The following is a 15,994-nucleotide window of genomic DNA, read 5'->3' as shown; positions in this document are numbered from 1 at the left end:
TTATTCCAACAACGCCCTGGCCTGTGCAATTTCGCTGCGATAGGAATTAAAGATGAGCCGCAACATCTGATCCATCGTCGTCCTGGGGGACCAATTCAGGTCACGGCATGTATTAACAATGGCAGGCACGCGGTGTTGAACGTCCTGGTAGCCCTCGCCGTAGTAGGTACTTGAACTGACATCCATGAACTGTACCTTTGAAGCCGTTTCCGCATACTCAGGATACTCCAAGGCTAGGGCCACCATCATCTCTCCGAGCTCACGTACGGAGTATTGATTGGCCGGATTTCCGATATTATAGATTTGACCGCTAGCGATCTGATTCGGATTTTCGATAATTGCCATCAGCGCATCGACGCCATCGTCCACATAGGTGAAGGTCCTCCTTTGCCTGCCCCCATCCACGAGCGAAATATTCTCCCCCCGCACAATGTGTCCCAAGAATTGCGTCATCACCCGGGAACTGCCCTCCTTGGCTGTATATAAACTATCAAGTCCTGGACCAATCCAGTTGAAGGGACGGATCAGCGTGAAATCCAGCGCACATTCTACTCCGTAGGCCCAGATGACCCGGTCCAGCATTTGTTTCGAGCACGAGTAGATCCAGCGTTGTTTGTGGATCGGACCGAGCACCAGATTTGAAGTCTCGGGATCAAATTCCTTATCCTCACACATTCCATAGACTTCAGAGGTTGAGGGGAAAATAATCCGCTTTTTGTGTTGGACACACTGGCGAATAATCGCGAGGTTGGCTTCGAAATCCAGCGAAAAGACCCTGAGCGGTTCCTTCACATACGTGGCCGGAGTCGCAATGGCGACCAACGGAAGCACCACGTCGCATTTGCGTATATGGTATTCCACCCATTCCTTGTTGATCGTGATATCCCCCTCAAAAAAATGAAATTTTGAATTTGGCAGCAAATCAGCCAGGCGATCGGCTTGCATATCCATTCCATAGAGTTCCCAATCGGTGGTCTCCAGGATACGCTTACTCAGATGATGCCCGATAAAGCCATTGACGCCGAGAATTAAAACTTTTTTCATCTTGGTTGACCTAAATCCTTTATCTGTTCCCCGTAACGGGTATGGAACGCCTCAGGGGTCATACTTTGACCCTCCACCTCAAACTTGCCGATATGAAGACGACGTCCATCGCTGCAATCAGCGTAGCAACGCCCTCTCTCCCAGTAGAAGCAGGGCGCACGGTCAGGATGCCGGGCCGGTTCCCGATCAAGATGACTTCTCAGGATCCGCATGGGTAAAGAATCCAGTCGACTGAAGGCTCCTGGGTAGGGAGGGGCAACCGATCTGATCAAGTTATGAATCGTCTCTGCATTTTCCCGCCAATCGATAACCCCATCCTCCGGCCGACGTCCACCAAAATAGGATCCCTCCTTAAGGTTCAGCGGCTGACCCGGCGCTTGCCCCGTGATCAACAACGGTAAGCTGCGGTACAGAACAAGCTCAGCGGCCCAGGTCACCTTGTTGAAGACGTCCAACGCAATGTCGTCCGGCAGAATGGGAACGGCTTGCTGATCAACCAGCGCGCCGGCATCCGGCTTGATTTCCATATAATGGAGACTCGCGCCCGTTTGCGTTTCGCCTTTGAGCACCGCCCAGTTCACCGGCGCGCGTCCACGATATTTTGGCAGCAACGACCCGTGCATATTCAAGGCACCACGTGACGCACATGCCAGCAACTCGGCCCCCAGCATCCGGCGGTAATAAAAGGAAAAGATGAATTCGGGAGCAAGGTTGCGTATCCGTTCGATCACATCCGGCCGGTTAGGATCATCCGGGGTCACGAACGGAATTGAATGCTCTTCAGCCAGTGCCGCTACGCTATCAAACCAGATGTTTTCATCGGCGGAATCGTCATGGGTGACCACCAACGGGACCTCGACGTGACCCGCCAGGAGAACGGACAAGCAGCGCACACCCACATTATGATAGGCAAAGACAACCGCTCTGGTCATTTTCTCATCGCTTCACCTGGAGCAGGATTCTCCAGTGTGGCATGCACAATATAGCGAGGACGGTTCTGCACCTGTTGGTAGATACGCCCGACGTATTCACCTAGCATCCCGATCCCGAACAGCACGACCCCGATAAGAAAGAACAGAATCCCAAAGAGGGTAAATACCCCTTCAACTTCCGGTCCAACGAACAGCCGCCGCAGCAGGAGGATCGCCACAAGCAAACCGGACAACATGGCGATCACCATCCCGACGGTTGAAAATACTTGCAACGGAGCCAGCGAAAATCCTGTTAACAGGTCGAAGTTGATACGCATGAGCTTATACAACGAATACTTCGACTCGCCCGCTTGACGTTCGCGATGGGCGACTTCGATTTCCGTGGGGTTCCTGGCATACAGGTAGGCAAGGGCAGGAATAAACGTGTTGATCTCCTGAGACCGTTTAATGGCTTGAACGATGGAACGATCATAGGCTCGTAGCATGCAGCCTTGATCTGTCATCCGAATCTTGGTCGTTCCTTCGCGCAGCTTATTGATGCAACGTGATGCGATTCGACGCCACCAACTATCCTGGCGCTTGATGCGAATGGATCCGACATAATCGTAGCCTTCATCCATCTTACGAACAAGCTTGGCAATCTCTTCCGGCGGATTTTGCAGATCGGCGTCGATCGTGACCGCCCGCAGACCATGCATATAATCAAACCCCGCTAGAATCGCCGCATGTTGACCGAAGTTGCCGTTGAACAAAATGATACGCGTATGGGCCGGACGTTTGCTGAATTGCTCACGCAACAAGGCCGCAGAGCGATCCGTGCTGCCATCGTCGATGAATAGACATTCATAACTTCGTCCCAACGTATCCAATGCGGTATACAGACTGGAAAACAAGGCCGGCAAAATGGCCTCTTCGTTATACACCGGAATGATCACGGTGAGTTCAGGTTCAACCATGTCGGCGGCAGCAGGAAAAAATAGATTGCAACATAAACGGCGGGATATCCTCACTTATACAAAATGCCCAAACCTTGCGAAGTGGTAATCTAGGGACCCCTGTCATCGAATTCCTACCAATTCACCTGTGACAGCCGACAAGGCAACGAGGCTCATTAATGATAAAAATTGAACAGGCCGCTCATAGCGAAGTCGCACACTTCTCTTGCTAATGCTCTTTACAATACACTGCCGGGCTCATTCTTTTTCCTGTTGACGTAATTCCATCATCCACAGCATAAACCATGCCTCCCACATTTTCTCCAGGATGTTTCCAAAAATTCGGCAGGGTTGATTTACTCACAGTACAGTGGATAGTTGCAGCATCGGATTTTGTGAGGAACGCAACGCGCTGCTCACCCAAAACTGCTCTCTCACCTCATAAGACCGGCGTTCCCCATGACAGAAAATATAGGGAAATGAGGTGAGAATGCTCCATAGGGGAAGCGTGATGCATGCTTATACGAGCGATTTGACAGCCTTCTTTATGATCTTGAATCCAACACTTCAATAAGCGCAGAACACACTCTTTCCACATCTGCCTGAGTCATGGCAGGGAACAGTGGAAGGGTCACGGTCTCGCGCCCGATGCGCTGGGCATTAGGGAATTCGGTGACCCGGTACCCAAAACTTTGATACAGACTGAATCCTGGAATGGCGGGGTAGTGAATACCTATGCTGATACCACGAGCTGCCATCGCTTGCTGAAAAGCACTCCGCTCTATGCCAAGTTCTGCAAACGGGATCAATACGGTGAACATGTTCCAGCTATGACCTTGATCCCCTCGTGCCGGGAGTACGAGCCCGGAGCGATCGCCGAGCAAGGTGAAATAACGGCCGACCAGCTCCGCCCGCCTGGCCACAAATTCATCCAGATGCCGGAGTTGGTGTAAGCCGATGCAAGCAGATACGTCTGATAAATTGTATTTTCCACCGGCGACGACCACATCAATGGAGCCTTGAGCATCGCGTGCGATACCGTGGAATCGAAGTCTTTCAAGCTCCGGGACAAGTTCAGGATCACCGACAGAGAGTGCACCACCCTCTATCGTGGTGATGTTTTTGTTGGGATGGAAACTAAAACACACAAGGTCACCAAACCCGCCAATCTTGCGACCTCCCCACCCGCTCCCAATAGCATGAGCCGCATCCTCGATGACACGCAGGTGATGCTGACCGGCCAAACGATAGAGAGCATCCATATCAACCGGCAACCCCGCAAAATGCACTGGCATGATGGCTTTAGTGCATTTTGTGATCACCGTCGCAACCTGATCGAGCTTGAGATTTCGACTGGTCAAATCGACATCTACAAACACCGGCCGTGCGCCGGCACGCAGAATGACATTCGCGCTACAGGCAAAACTTATCGCGGGCACGATCACCTCATCACCGGGACCAATATGACAGAGGGAAAGCGCCAGTTCCAGCGCGCTGGTGCCGGAATTCAATGCCCGTACCATCCGGTTTCCACCGAGGTACGTACTAAGCGCCTCCTCAAAAGCCAGCACCTTCGGACCACTGGTGATCCAGCCTGAGTGAAGCACCTCACTGACCGCCTGGACGGTTTCCTCATCAAGGGAAGGACGGGTGAACGGTAATGTCGATTCCATTTCAATTCCTTGCGAGAACGAACACACCCAAACCAATGATCCCGATGCCGACGAATTTGACCAGCGTCAGCTTCTCACCATAATGTTCGTATATCATATAAAGCCGCCTACGATGAGGGGATCCACTCCCAGGCGTGCCCCCACAAAATGCTGCCAAACTTCAACGTAATTCATCCGACGCGACCAACTCCCAGGTTCAAAGGAGCTGGACTGCAGCATTTAGCCATACGCCAAAATGGCGTACCCCTATCCATGCGGACAGAAAAGAGTATAGCCAAAAGCTGAGCATTGTTACCGCATCTAATTCAGTTTATTACCAAACGGTAAGAATTATAGCGTACGAATAGGGATATTGGGGAAGATCAGAGTCACGCGCAGGCCCGGGTGGTTATCGGAAAGATTAATGGTGATACCATGAAGGTCCGCAATCGCAGCAACGACGCTAAGACCGAGTCCGCTACCCGATGTGCTTCGGCTTGCTTCCATTCGATAAAAGGGTTCAAAAATCCTGCGCTGTTCCGATTCGGGGACTCCCGGACCCGTGTCTGCGATTGCCACCATCAGGCCCCCCTTTGCGTGAGACGCAATAATTGAAATGTGGGTTTCCGCCGGGGAATGGCGGATAGCATTTTCCAGCAGGTTAACGATCATTTGGGTGAGCAATTTTTTATCGGCTCGGACTACCAGTCCGGACTCGATGGTACTGAACAGGGATTGCTTGCGCTCGTCGACAATCGGCTCATAGGTCTCCTTTATCGTTTCGAGGATGTCGGTCAGGGAGACGTCCTCGAACCTCCGTCGATCAACCCCCGATCCCACATACGCAATTCTCAATAGAGCGCTAAAGGTCTCTAAAATTTCGTCATTTTGGATGAGGGCTTTGTCGATGGCATTTTCATAATCCTCCATACACCTCGCCTGCCTGCGAGCTCCTTCCAATCTTTGTCGCAGGCGTGTCAGTGGCGTTCTCAAGTCGTGAGCCATATCTATCGAGACCTGACGGACCTGCTCCATCAGTTTCTCAATCTGATCCAACATAAGATTCAGGTTCGTGCTCAATCGATCAAATTCATCGTTCGTCCCCCTGAGGGGAATCCGACGATCCAGGTGCCCGTTCATGATGTCTTTCGCTAAAAGATTGATTTCTCCCACACGGCGAAGAGTCAGGGTGCTGACTAAAACTCCACATCCACTGCTCAATATAACAACCGACACGAATATCCAAACAAAGACCTCACCAAAGAACTCATTGACCACATGAATGTCATGTAAATCGGAAGCCACGACCATGCGTGAACCATCCGGTAATGAAACGGCTTTCGCGCGGAAGGACTTGCTGGCATTGTTCATTGGGATGGACTCTGGCGGGAGTTGGAATAACCACCGTTGGACATCCGGCTCTTTCGGAAGATTCTTCGCAATGAATCGGCCACTCGCGTCTTGCCACAGAAGGTAGGTACCCGGCTCCACCAGATCAGGATCAGAAGGATCGAAGGATCCCGACTGATACTCCTGGGTTAACGTCTGGATCTTCCAGACCATCTCCTCGTCTATACGCTGGTAGACGTAGCTCACCGCTATCCAATAATAAATCGCGAATGTCACGATCACGAAGACCAGGAAGAGGGCCGCCGTGAGAATGGTCAATCGGAAACTTGCGGTACGAAAAAGGTTACGCATCCGGATCCAAACGGTACCCCACGCCACGCACGGTATGAATCAAATGATGCCTGAAGCCCTTGTTGATCTTCGTTCTCAAGCGGCTGATATGGGTCTCGACCACGCTGGTGCGAGGATCAAAATAAAATTCCCAGACCTGCTCAAGAAGCATCGTCCGGGTGACGACACGACCTGCATTCCGCATCAGAACTTCGAGGAGACGGAATTCACGAGGCTGAAGATCAATCGGCACCTCCCCCCGTCTCACCTTCCGTGTAATGAGGTCCATTTCAAGATCACCGATGCGCAACCGTGCATCAACCGTTTGAAGGGGAGAACGTCGACGGAGAGCCTCAATCCGAGCCTTCAATTCCAAAAAGGCAAAAGGTTTAGACAAATAGTCGTCTCCTCCGGCTTCGAGACCTTCAACCCGCTGTCCAATCTCACCGAGAGCACTGAGAAAGAGCACAGGAGTCTTCACCTTCGCGGTACGAAGTTTTCTCACAAGACTGAGCCCGTCGAGGCCGGGTACCATCCGGTCAACGATCAACACCTCATAGGTCTCATCCATGGCTTGCATTAATCCCTCTTGGCCGTCGGCTCTAATGTCGACAACATACCCCTCTTCGGTGAGACCGTTGGCGATGTATAAGGCTGTTTCTTGGTCGTCTTCAATTACGAGAATTTTCATGTCACCTGATATGTCTTATGGGAGTGTTGAATAATTAAGATTAACAAAGACAAATTTGCCCAGGATTAGATTACTCATCAAAGGCTCCGGGTCGGTTCAAAAAAGCATGCCCTGAGTCTTCCCGAAGGGTCCGTCCAGCAAGGCCGCAGCCGTTTTTACGCGCGGAGCCTACGCTGAGTACGTGAGCACGGAAAAATGGCGAGAACGCCGCTGGCGGCTTTTTTCAACAGACCCCTTATGGCTGAACACCTTGCCTGATTTCGGCTACCCCGGATATCCATCTTGGCACAATATATGGAAAGCATACCTCAATTTGGCCAAAATTTTCATTCGAAAATCCCGGAATCAACCAGCATATTGCATTAGCCGATCTGCGTCTGATGTCGCACGCCTGGTTGCGACCAAGCCATAGGAGGATATCGGTGGGTGGGTGGGTTGCTTACTTTTCAACAAGACGGTGGGACCACTGCCCCTTCGGCATTCCATCAAGTTCATCCGAGTCGACACCCGGTTTTTCCGCCAAGCCCATCCTGTCCCACTCTGAAGTCTTCGCTCTGCCTCCAGGGTGGCGGTAGGCCCGTTGCCAGGATTGCGCCTGTTGCGACCGGGAGTGACGGCTGAGGCAAAAGAAGCCGGATGGCCTCAGGCACAGGTAGAATTATGGAAAATATTCAGGGGACTTTTTGTGACCATTTCTTCGCTCCCCGGTCAAATTCTGGCGACTGCACAGGCACCATGCAGATTCGAAGAATCGGATCCTGGAACCCAAAAACCACCTCAGGCTCCCAGACTTTTCCTGGAACTCCTTTCGGTCAAAGACGCTATTTTTCGTGAGCTTGTTGACCGATATTCCTTATGAGGAATTTCAAGCATGCCTTGCAGCGAGCCACCAGGGTTGTGCACCTGTCGACCATGCTGTTACCCCTGAGGGAGCTATTGCGCACCTTCACAAAGGCAAGCACCTGCAGACCAAGGAGGCCCAATCGGAAAAAGTTCCTCATTGACCGTCTAGACGATTTTCTTATCGAGGGAGGGACGGAGAACGGCAGTGTCGGGTCAGATTCAATTCCTGGCGAGCACGAACACACCGAAACAAATGATCCCGATGCCGACGAGCTTTGTCGGCGTCAACTGCTCACCAAACAGGGCCGAAGCTGCGAGAGCATTGACGATGTAGCCCAATGACAACATCGGGTAGGCCACACTCACCTCCACCCGGGACAGAGCAAGGATCCAAATCATGACACTGACGACATAACATGTGAGGCCGCCGAGAATGAAGGGATGCATTCCCAGGCGTGAACCCGCCGAGAAAATGCTGCCAAAATCCAACGCAATGACTCCAACGCTACCCACTCCCGCTTTCAAAAGAAGCTGGGCGGCGGCGTTCAGCAATACTCCAAAGATAATTAAAGAAAAACTTGTTGGATTCATCATGGCATTCCTACCCGCTTCCCTTTCCGCTCCTACTCAAACTACTCCTCTCGCGTCGCATACATCGAAAGCGTGCAGTCGTCTTTCAAGGGATAGGAAACAGGTCAAACTATTATAATAAAGGCCATCATCAAGAACTAAGCGCGGATGCAAATAAATTCAATGATTCCTTCATTACTTTGTGAGAAAACTATTATGGTTTTGCGAAAACGCTAGGAAAGGATATTTTTCCCCTGTGTATTCTGATCACTTTCAAGGTAAATTCAGGGAGTTGTGGCTTTATAACAGACTTCTATCTGGTGAATAAAGGAGGAATGCTGCGAGGACTGGAATTCAGTGTCTTCGAATATTCATGCTGCTGCAGCACTTCACTCAGCCTTTCTGCAACAATCTGGTTCCCCCGACTATTCACATGGCAACTATCGATATAGATATACTCTTTCACATCAAACGCATCGGTGAAATCATGAATCCAATCAAGGTGTTCTTTCTCTTTAATTTCCTGGATAAGGGGATAGATAACATGAAAAGGAGTTTTGTTCCCCCTAGCAGGCAGATACTCAATATTGGGATGGCCGAGGGGAGCAACGGGCTGCAGAATGGCATGGAATTCGGCACCTCCTAACTCAGCAATCAATTTAGCAATTTTCCAATTATTTACCATGGTAGATGCCACCAGCTTCGCATAAGCCGGATCTTCGAGACATTTATAGACCGGCTCTTTTCCCCCTTTTAGGACCTTCTGGATTACCGTTCGAATGGACCCGGTTAAAGCATCTGGGACCTGCCAATGATGCTCTAACTTTTGTGCCATCTTGGCGGCTTCACGATGGCTATTGATAGGACCTATCCCTTCACAGACACTATGTGAATCATTGCAGCCATCATAAAAGACCACCACATCCATCGGAACTTTTTGGTTGACCAAATTTATCAAGCGGGCCAACTCCTGCCTGCTCACAAAACCTGATTGACCATGATTGTACACCCGATAGTTTTGATGAAATTCATTAAAATGCGCGGGGATGGTATTCTGATCATCGACACCGGTTCCCCACATTGTCGATCCGCCAAAAAAACGAACATGCTTGATGGGTTGATCTATTGCGGAAAGATGCGTACGGTCCCCCTCACTATTGATCGTAATAGTTCTTCCAGAAAACGGTTTCCGGGCCCAGGCCACATAGGGCACATATTGAGTTTCGAGTTGTTCTTTCTCTCGATAAATAAGATAGGCATAGTCTTGGTCAGGGAGGCTTTTGGTATAGGCCTTCTCCTTTATGGGGACAAAGATTTTTTTCCATAGAGCGCGCCCATCCAAATAGATGGAAGCAAGGAGATTCACAGAGAGGACGACAATCAAAAGAACCAAAACATTCATCATGATTAACTTAAAAAAACTTCTCCATTTTTTCATCACTTCCATCCACCCTCCCGACCTTGGTCCATGTACCATTCCTTCATGGAACATCTCGCCAAATCACGCATTCGGCCCTCCTCGCCCATCAAAAAGAAAAAAACAGGCTATCCACGAAAACCTATGCCACTTTTTCAGGAAAACTGGCAAACACAACAAAGGCCATTTTATTGATGAGCAAATAGCATCACCGAAGCTTCGATTCCAGCACACTCCCGTCTGAAAAATGTTGGCGAATATACACTCGTCATGAACATTAACGGTTTAAATTTCAAGAAGAAATTCATAGGAGTGGCTTGTTGGGTCATGTGAAAAATCGTTGGAGACTCAAACCATGCGCCCGAATACGGTTTGAGCAATTTGCAGGTTGCACAAAACTGGCCAGTGGAAAGGATCAGATTGCCGACTAAACCGCCAAATGCCTCATGATAGACTATGAAACCAACTTTTAGCTGGGACGAGTAAAGCAAACTGCCCTACAGAGAAAAATGCAACGATTCTTTTGATAAGTGAGCCATTCTTTCTCTGACTTCCTTATCTTGGATGAACTTCACGAGGTGCAAAGAAGTGTGTTCCGAGAAATACCGACCTCGACGTTACAGCCCGCTCCCACTCAGAATTTTGGCATTTCACTAATATTTCATGTCAACATCCACATGGGTCACCTCCCCATTCACCTCGAACGAGGATTCTTCAAAATTCGGGGCGGCTAAAAATAATGAGGGATTTTTCGACACGCCAAACCCCTCGGTAGGCAAGCCAATCACATTCCGGTCAAATTTATGATTGTCGTTTTCATCGTGATAGACAACCACGGCATATTTGCCTTCCATCGGTGCCGCCAAACACAGAGTCATAGAACCTTTCTGGGCAGGTTCCCGTTCTTTATCTGCCCTGGCTCCCTTGACTAAAAAACTCTTGGGGTCAGGTCCATACAGGACTGCTTTAATGGATCCTGAAGCATTTTTGATTCCATGCACATGAATGTGAATGGGCTTCCCCTCAGAGGGGCAGGTATTAACCGGTCGCTGCAATCCTTCACCGAAACTTGCTGAAACACCGAGCAACAACACTATACAAAAAATATACAGGCCAACCCCGTTCGGCCGGAAACAGGCAGTGCTCGAACACATCTTCACCCTCCATACTCGCACAGGCACATCATATGATGAGAGCAAAATAAAGGGGTACTCACGTGACTCCCAAGTGAAGATACTACGGAAGATTAGAGAGGGGGATTTTCTTGAGGGGTCAAGTTGGGTTTCCGCTTTTCAAAAGCAAACAGCAGGAGAAGAGAGCACACCCCCACGCTAATCGCCGAATCGGCCACATTGAAAGCGGGCCAATGGTAGCCATTGATATAGAAATCTAAAAAATCGATGACTTCTCCATATTGCAGGCGATCGATAAAATTTCCGATCGCACCCCCAAAAATAGACGCAATGGTCATTTGCCCCCACCAATCGTGGGGTTCCAGCCGTAAGAAGATGGTGATTAATAATCCCATAGCAAAGAGGGAAGTCAGGAAAAAGAAAATGAGCCTAAACCCGCTGCTGGTCGTGCCCATGATCCCAAATGCGGCGCCGGGATTTCTGATGTAGGTCAAAGAAAAATATCCCGGAATAATGGGGATGGATTCATGAAGATACATCGAACTGGCAATATAATACTTGGTGACCTGGTCAAGGCTTATGATGGACGCGACGACAAGGCCTAACAACACAAACCGATGAATGCCCCCGCTCACCCCAACGCCTCCACGCATCGCCCGCAGAGGGTTGGATGTTGAGCCTGTGAACCCACATCCTGGCGAATATTCCAACACCGATCACATTTGGTGCCTTCGGCTTTGACAACCTCAATCGCCAAACCAAGGCTGGCCTCTACCAATCCGGCCCCAGGCAGGGTCGCAACCTTTTCCACCTTCACGCACGAGACGATAAACAGTGCCGGCAAATCGTTGAGATACCCTTTGAGTAACGAAGAATTGGGTTCAGTTGCATGCAAGATCACGGTGGCATCCAGTGAAGAACCAATCACCTTGTCCCGTCTCGACTTCTCTAAGGCGAATTGCACCTTACCCCGAACCTGGAACAAGTAGGCCCATGTCGAGTGGAGCTGAGGGTCTTGAAAGACGGTGGGGGATTCCGGAAAATCAGCCAAATGCACACTAACCGGCTTAGATCCTTCTTTCGTGGATTCCGGAAGAACCTGCCAGATTTCTTCAGCCGTAAAGCTCAGGATAGGCGCCATGAGCCTGGCTAAGGCTGACACAATTTCATACAAGACCGCTTGAGATCCACGCCGAAGAGGCGAGTTCGCCGGAAAGGTATATAACCGGTCCTTCAAGATATCCAGGTAGGTCGCACTCATATCGGTGGAACAAAAATAATCCCATTCATGCACAACCTGTCGAAATTGAAATTGTGCATATCCCTTTTTCACGTTGTCGATCAATTGCCCGAGCCGCCAGAGCGCCCATTGATCCAGTTCCGGCAAATCGGCATGGGGCACGGAATGTACGCCCGGCTCAAAATCATACAAGTTACTCAGGAGGAACCGGCAGGTATTTCGCACCTTACGATACGCATCCGTCAATTGTTTTAAAATCTCTTTTGAGATACGCAGATCTTCCTGATAATCCTGCGAGGCCACCCATAGTCGCAGAATTTCGGCACCAGATTCTTTGATGATTTCTTGTGGGGTCACGACATTGCCTGCCGATTTCGACATTTTCTTGCCTTCCCCATCCAAAACAAACCCATGCGTGAGCACGGCCTGATAGGGCGCTTGTTCCTCCGTCGTCACGGACGTCAAGAGCGAACTGTGGAACCACCCCCGGTGTTGATCGGACCCTTCAAGATATAAGTCCGCGGGATACCAGGTTTCACCCCGAGGCCTCAACACGGCAGCATGACTCACGCCCGATTCAAACCAGACATCTAAAATATCATGTTCTTTTTTAAACGACCCGCGGCCGCATTGCACACATGTGGTTCCATGGGGAAGTAATTCCTCGGCGGATCGACTAAACCAAATGTCCGCCCCACTTTCCTCCATTTGAACACTGATATGCTCGATCACATGATGATCAGCAAGCGGGGTCGAACAACTTTCGCACGAAAAGACGGGAATGGGCGTCCCCCACATGCGTTGCCGAGATAAGCACCAATCCGGACGGTTCACAATCATGCCATAAATACGATCTCGCCCCCGCTCCGGGATCCATTGAACTTTATCAATTTCTTTCAAGGCTTTCTGACGAAGATCGGCTACCTCCATGGATACGAACCATTGGCGGGTAGCCCGGAAGATGACCGGTTGCTTACAGCGCCAACAATGCGGATAAGAATGCTCAAGCTTTTTTTCGCCAACCAACAAGCCCTTGGTTTTTAAGACTTCTACGATCCCGGGATTCGCTTCCAAAACGGGTTGACCGGCAAACTCAGGGAATTCATCCGTAAACCGCCCGGCATCATTGACCGGCACCAGGATCTCTAAAGGCGTCCGATCTGGAAGTATTTCGACATAAGGGGATTTGTTATATTTTAGAACTACAAGATAGTCGTCCATCCCATGTCCGGGAGCAATGTGAACACACCCGGTCCCTTGCTCCAATGTGACAAAATTTCCATTGAGGATGGGGACCTCTTTCTTGGCAAATGGTGGATGACACGTCCACCCCTCAAAATCTTTTCCTTTCCTTTTGCCTAATACCTCAAACTTCTCAATGTTACAGGCCTTGGCAAATGCGTCTTCCAATCCCAGAGCCACGATAAAAGCCTCTTCACCGGCTTGAAGAATGGCATAGTCAAAATCCGGATGTAGACAAACGGCTTGATTCGCGGGAAGGGTCCAAGGGGTCGTCGTCCAAATAACAACCGAAACGGCTTTCAAAGTTTTGACAGTTGGCAGACCCAATCGTTGGTCGGAACCCATCTCGGTTGGCGAAACGGTAAAGGGAAATTTCACATACACCGACGGTGAGAGATGATCCTCGTATTCCACTTCGGCCTCAGCCAGCGCAGTTTGATCCACAGGACACCACAAGACCGGCTTCAGCCCTTTATAGACTCGACCCTTTTCCACAAACTTTCCGAACTCTCGGACAATCGCCGCCTCATAAGCATGATCCATGGTCAGATACGGATGCTCCCAATCCCCAAAGACCCCTAACCGGCGAAATTCGTCTCCTTGAATCTCAACAAATTTCTGGGCGTATTCCCGACAAAGCTTCCGGAGTTCTACCGCACTCAGGTCTTTTTTCTTGGGTCCAAGTTGCTTAGTCACCTGATGTTCAATCGGCAACCCGTGACAATCCCATCCAGGAACATAGGGGGCCTGGAAACCTGCCATGGTTTTCGATTTAATGATGATGTCTTTGAGGATTTTATTCAGACCATGCCCGATATGAATATGCCCATTGGCATAGGGAGGCCCATCGTGAAGGATATACCGTGGGCTGCCATTTCTGGCCTCCAGAATGCGGTCGTAGACCCGCTTCTGCTCCCACCATCCCAATCGCTCAGGTTCTTTTTGTGGCAGGTTGGCCTTCATCGGAAAATCAGTCCGGGGAAGGTTTAATGTCGATTTGTAATCCATGGGCAAATTCTTAAGAATAATGGGACAACTCAAGGCCATTCTAGCCATGCCCCGTAAACCCGTCAAACAACGCGCTTCAGGCCTTTCGCCACCACATAGGCACACGGAAGAACCGTATCCTTGAGTTGAAAGCGCCACAAACAAGGGAAGAGGAAATCACAAAAGGAAGGTAATCAACTCAAATCCATCATGCGGTCCAAAGCCAGCTTGGCAAACACTTTCTCCTCGTCGGGAACTTGAATGTGATTGACCACATTACCCTGTACGAGATTTTCCACGGCCCAGCATAAATGAGGCCCATCAATTCTAAACATCGTCGAGCACCGACACACCATTGGGGAAAGAAAATAGATTTGCTTTTCGGCTTGATCATGTTTCAACCGGTTCACCAGATTCAGCTCAGTTCCCACGGCCCAGGTTGTTCCAGGATCGGCCTGAGTCACCGTCCGAATAATAAATTCCGTCGACCCCACCAGGTCTGCCTGATTAACCACATCTTCATGACATTCAGGGTGCACAATAACCTGAACATCTGGATACTGCTTCCGGAAATAGGTCACGTGTGCCGGTTGGAACATTTGATGCACACTACAGTGTCCCTTCCAGAGGATCAGACGGGCCTTCTGTATGGTTTCCCGGTTATGTCCACCGTTGGGTTGGAAGGGATCCCACACAATCATCTCTTCGCGTGGAAACCCCATAGCATTCGCAGTGTTCCGCCCTAAATGCTCATCGGGGAAAAAGAGAATCTTTTCTCTCCGTTTCCAGGCCCAATTCATAATCGCTCTGGCATTGGAGGAGGTACATGTCACACCGCCATGCTCCCCGCAAAAGGCTTTGAGCGCAGCAGCTGAATTCACATAGACGATGGGGGTTACGGTGTCTTCTACCGGCAGAAACCGTCCGAGCCGATCCCAGCAATCATCTACCTGTTCCATGGATGCCATATCCGCCATAGAACAGCCTGCAGCCATGTCAGGCAGAATGACGGTCTGATTGGACCGACTCAAAATGTCGGCTGTTTCAGCCATAAAATGCACCCCGCAAAACACCACATAAGGATGCTCAGGGTGCTCAGCCGCGTATTTGGCAAGAAGAAGAGAATCACCTCGGAAGTCGGCATGCACAATCACGTCGTCCCGCTGATAATTGTGCCCGAGCAGGAGCACGTCCCTGCCAAGTCTCCGTTTAGCCTCCGTAATTCGTTCGAACAATTCCGTCTCTTGGAGAGATTGGTAGTCCGCAATAGGCCGCTCTGTGATAGTCGATAAGGTCACGCCACATTCCTTATGTTAATGAAAAAATTTTTCAAATCAGCCCCCGGCTTCGCATTGATCATCTTGATCATGTCTCTTTTGTATGGGATGCCAGCTTTCCATTGTAGCAAATCATTCCCTCCTGAAAAAGCCTGAACGCCTGAGAGCGAAATTCCCATCGCGTACTTGTCGGATGACCGATAAAATCTCCGCACACAACAACAGAAGCGTTAAACCTTTCGGTGACGCACCTTGCAATGAAAATGATAGCACTTTCTTTCCATGAACCTTTTTTAGCGATTGATCAACCCTCTCGCATGGCGTAAGGGTTTGACAAGGGAAAAGACCCAG

Annotated in this window: 12 protein-coding genes; all 12 read right to left on the bottom strand. The window is 50.0% G+C overall.

Annotation, left to right across the window (positions count from 1 at the left end):
* Nucleotides 1-1,044 carry a bifunctional UDP-4-keto-pentose/UDP-xylose synthase gene (locus H6750_19030; GenBank protein MCB9776402.1) on the bottom strand — a complete coding sequence of 348 codons (1,044 nt, stop codon included), beginning with the start codon at nt 1,042-1,044 and terminating at the stop codon, nt 1-3.
* Nucleotides 1,041-1,976, bottom strand: a complete 936-nt coding sequence (locus tag H6750_19025) for a formyltransferase (protein ID MCB9776401.1) — start codon at nt 1,974-1,976, stop codon at nt 1,041-1,043. The genes H6750_19030 and H6750_19025 overlap by 4 nt, the downstream gene beginning before the upstream one ends.
* Nucleotides 1,973-2,932, bottom strand: a complete 960-nt coding sequence (locus H6750_19020; GenBank protein MCB9776400.1) for a glycosyltransferase — start codon at nt 2,930-2,932, stop codon at nt 1,973-1,975. Before H6750_19020 ends, H6750_19025 begins: the two co-directional genes overlap by 4 nt.
* 524 nt (nt 2,933-3,456) lie before the next feature.
* Entirely contained in the window at nt 3,457-4,584 is a 1,128-nt protein-coding gene (locus H6750_19015; GenBank protein ID MCB9776399.1) for a DegT/DnrJ/EryC1/StrS aminotransferase family protein, read from the bottom strand.
* Nucleotides 4,585-4,914: 330 nt separating this feature from the next.
* Nucleotides 4,915-6,264 carry a HAMP domain-containing protein gene (locus tag H6750_19010; protein MCB9776398.1) on the bottom strand — a complete coding sequence of 450 codons (1,350 nt, stop codon included), beginning with the start codon at nt 6,262-6,264 and terminating at the stop codon, nt 4,915-4,917.
* Nucleotides 6,257-6,934, bottom strand: a complete 678-nt coding sequence (locus H6750_19005) for a response regulator transcription factor (protein MCB9776397.1) — start codon at nt 6,932-6,934, stop codon at nt 6,257-6,259. The genes H6750_19010 and H6750_19005 overlap by 8 nt, the downstream gene beginning before the upstream one ends.
* 1,062 nt (nt 6,935-7,996) lie before the next feature.
* Nucleotides 7,997-8,368, bottom strand: a complete 372-nt coding sequence (locus H6750_19000) for an EamA family transporter (protein ID MCB9776396.1) — start codon at nt 8,366-8,368, stop codon at nt 7,997-7,999.
* Between the two features lie 292 nt (nt 8,369-8,660).
* Complete coding sequence (locus H6750_18995) at nt 8,661-9,785, bottom strand: hypothetical protein (GenBank protein MCB9776395.1); 1,125 nt, start codon at nt 9,783-9,785, stop codon at nt 8,661-8,663.
* A 632-nt stretch (nt 9,786-10,417) separates the two neighbouring features.
* Nucleotides 10,418-10,918 carry a DUF2141 domain-containing protein gene (locus tag H6750_18990; GenBank protein ID MCB9776394.1) on the bottom strand — a complete coding sequence of 167 codons (501 nt, stop codon included), beginning with the start codon at nt 10,916-10,918 and terminating at the stop codon, nt 10,418-10,420.
* A 92-nt stretch (nt 10,919-11,010) separates the two neighbouring features.
* The gene (gene lspA, locus H6750_18985; protein ID MCB9776393.1) at nt 11,011-11,550 is read right to left on the bottom strand and encodes a signal peptidase II; all 540 of its coding nucleotides are present in this window, start codon (nt 11,548-11,550) and stop codon (nt 11,011-11,013) included.
* Entirely contained in the window at nt 11,529-14,387 is a 2,859-nt protein-coding gene (ileS, locus tag H6750_18980) for an isoleucine--tRNA ligase (GenBank protein MCB9776392.1), read from the bottom strand. Before ileS ends, lspA begins: the two co-directional genes overlap by 22 nt.
* 173 nt (nt 14,388-14,560) lie before the next feature.
* The gene (gene nadA, locus H6750_18975; GenBank protein ID MCB9776391.1) at nt 14,561-15,649 is read right to left on the bottom strand and encodes a quinolinate synthase NadA; all 1,089 of its coding nucleotides are present in this window, start codon (nt 15,647-15,649) and stop codon (nt 14,561-14,563) included.
* Between the last annotated feature and the right edge of the window lie 345 nt (nt 15,650-15,994).

This window comes from Nitrospiraceae bacterium (genome assembly GCA_020632595.1).
Lineage (GTDB): Bacteria > Nitrospirota > Nitrospiria > Nitrospirales > UBA8639 > Nitrospira_E.
Note: the sequence above shows the minus strand (reverse complement) of the source record. Positions and strands in the feature narration are given on the sequence as shown.

What these genes read in the sequence shown, in the direction of transcription:
- H6750_19015 (MCB9776399.1), bottom strand. Translation starts at nt 4,584, where the DNA reads ATGGAATCGACATTACCGTTCACCCGTCCTTCCCTTGATGAGGAAACC.
- H6750_19000 (MCB9776396.1), bottom strand. Translation starts at nt 8,368, where the DNA reads ATGAATCCAACAAGTTTTTCTTTAATTATCTTTGGAGTATTGCTGAAC.
- H6750_19025 (MCB9776401.1), bottom strand. Translation starts at nt 1,976, where the DNA reads ATGACCAGAGCGGTTGTCTTTGCCTATCATAATGTGGGTGTGCGCTGC.
- ileS (MCB9776392.1), bottom strand. Translation starts at nt 14,387, where the DNA reads ATGGATTACAAATCGACATTAAACCTTCCCCGGACTGATTTTCCGATG.
- H6750_19030 (MCB9776402.1), bottom strand. Translation starts at nt 1,044, where the DNA reads ATGAAAAAAGTTTTAATTCTCGGCGTCAATGGCTTTATCGGGCATCAT.
- H6750_19005 (MCB9776397.1), bottom strand. Translation starts at nt 6,934, where the DNA reads ATGAAAATTCTCGTAATTGAAGACGACCAAGAAACAGCCTTATACATC.
- H6750_19010 (MCB9776398.1), bottom strand. Translation starts at nt 6,264, where the DNA reads ATGCGTAACCTTTTTCGTACCGCAAGTTTCCGATTGACCATTCTCACG.
- H6750_19020 (MCB9776400.1), bottom strand. Translation starts at nt 2,932, where the DNA reads ATGGTTGAACCTGAACTCACCGTGATCATTCCGGTGTATAACGAAGAG.
- H6750_18990 (MCB9776394.1), bottom strand. Translation starts at nt 10,918, where the DNA reads ATGTGTTCGAGCACTGCCTGTTTCCGGCCGAACGGGGTTGGCCTGTAT.
- lspA (MCB9776393.1), bottom strand. Translation starts at nt 11,550, where the DNA reads ATGCGTGGAGGCGTTGGGGTGAGCGGGGGCATTCATCGGTTTGTGTTG.
- H6750_18995 (MCB9776395.1), bottom strand. Translation starts at nt 9,785, where the DNA reads ATGAAAAAATGGAGAAGTTTTTTTAAGTTAATCATGATGAATGTTTTG.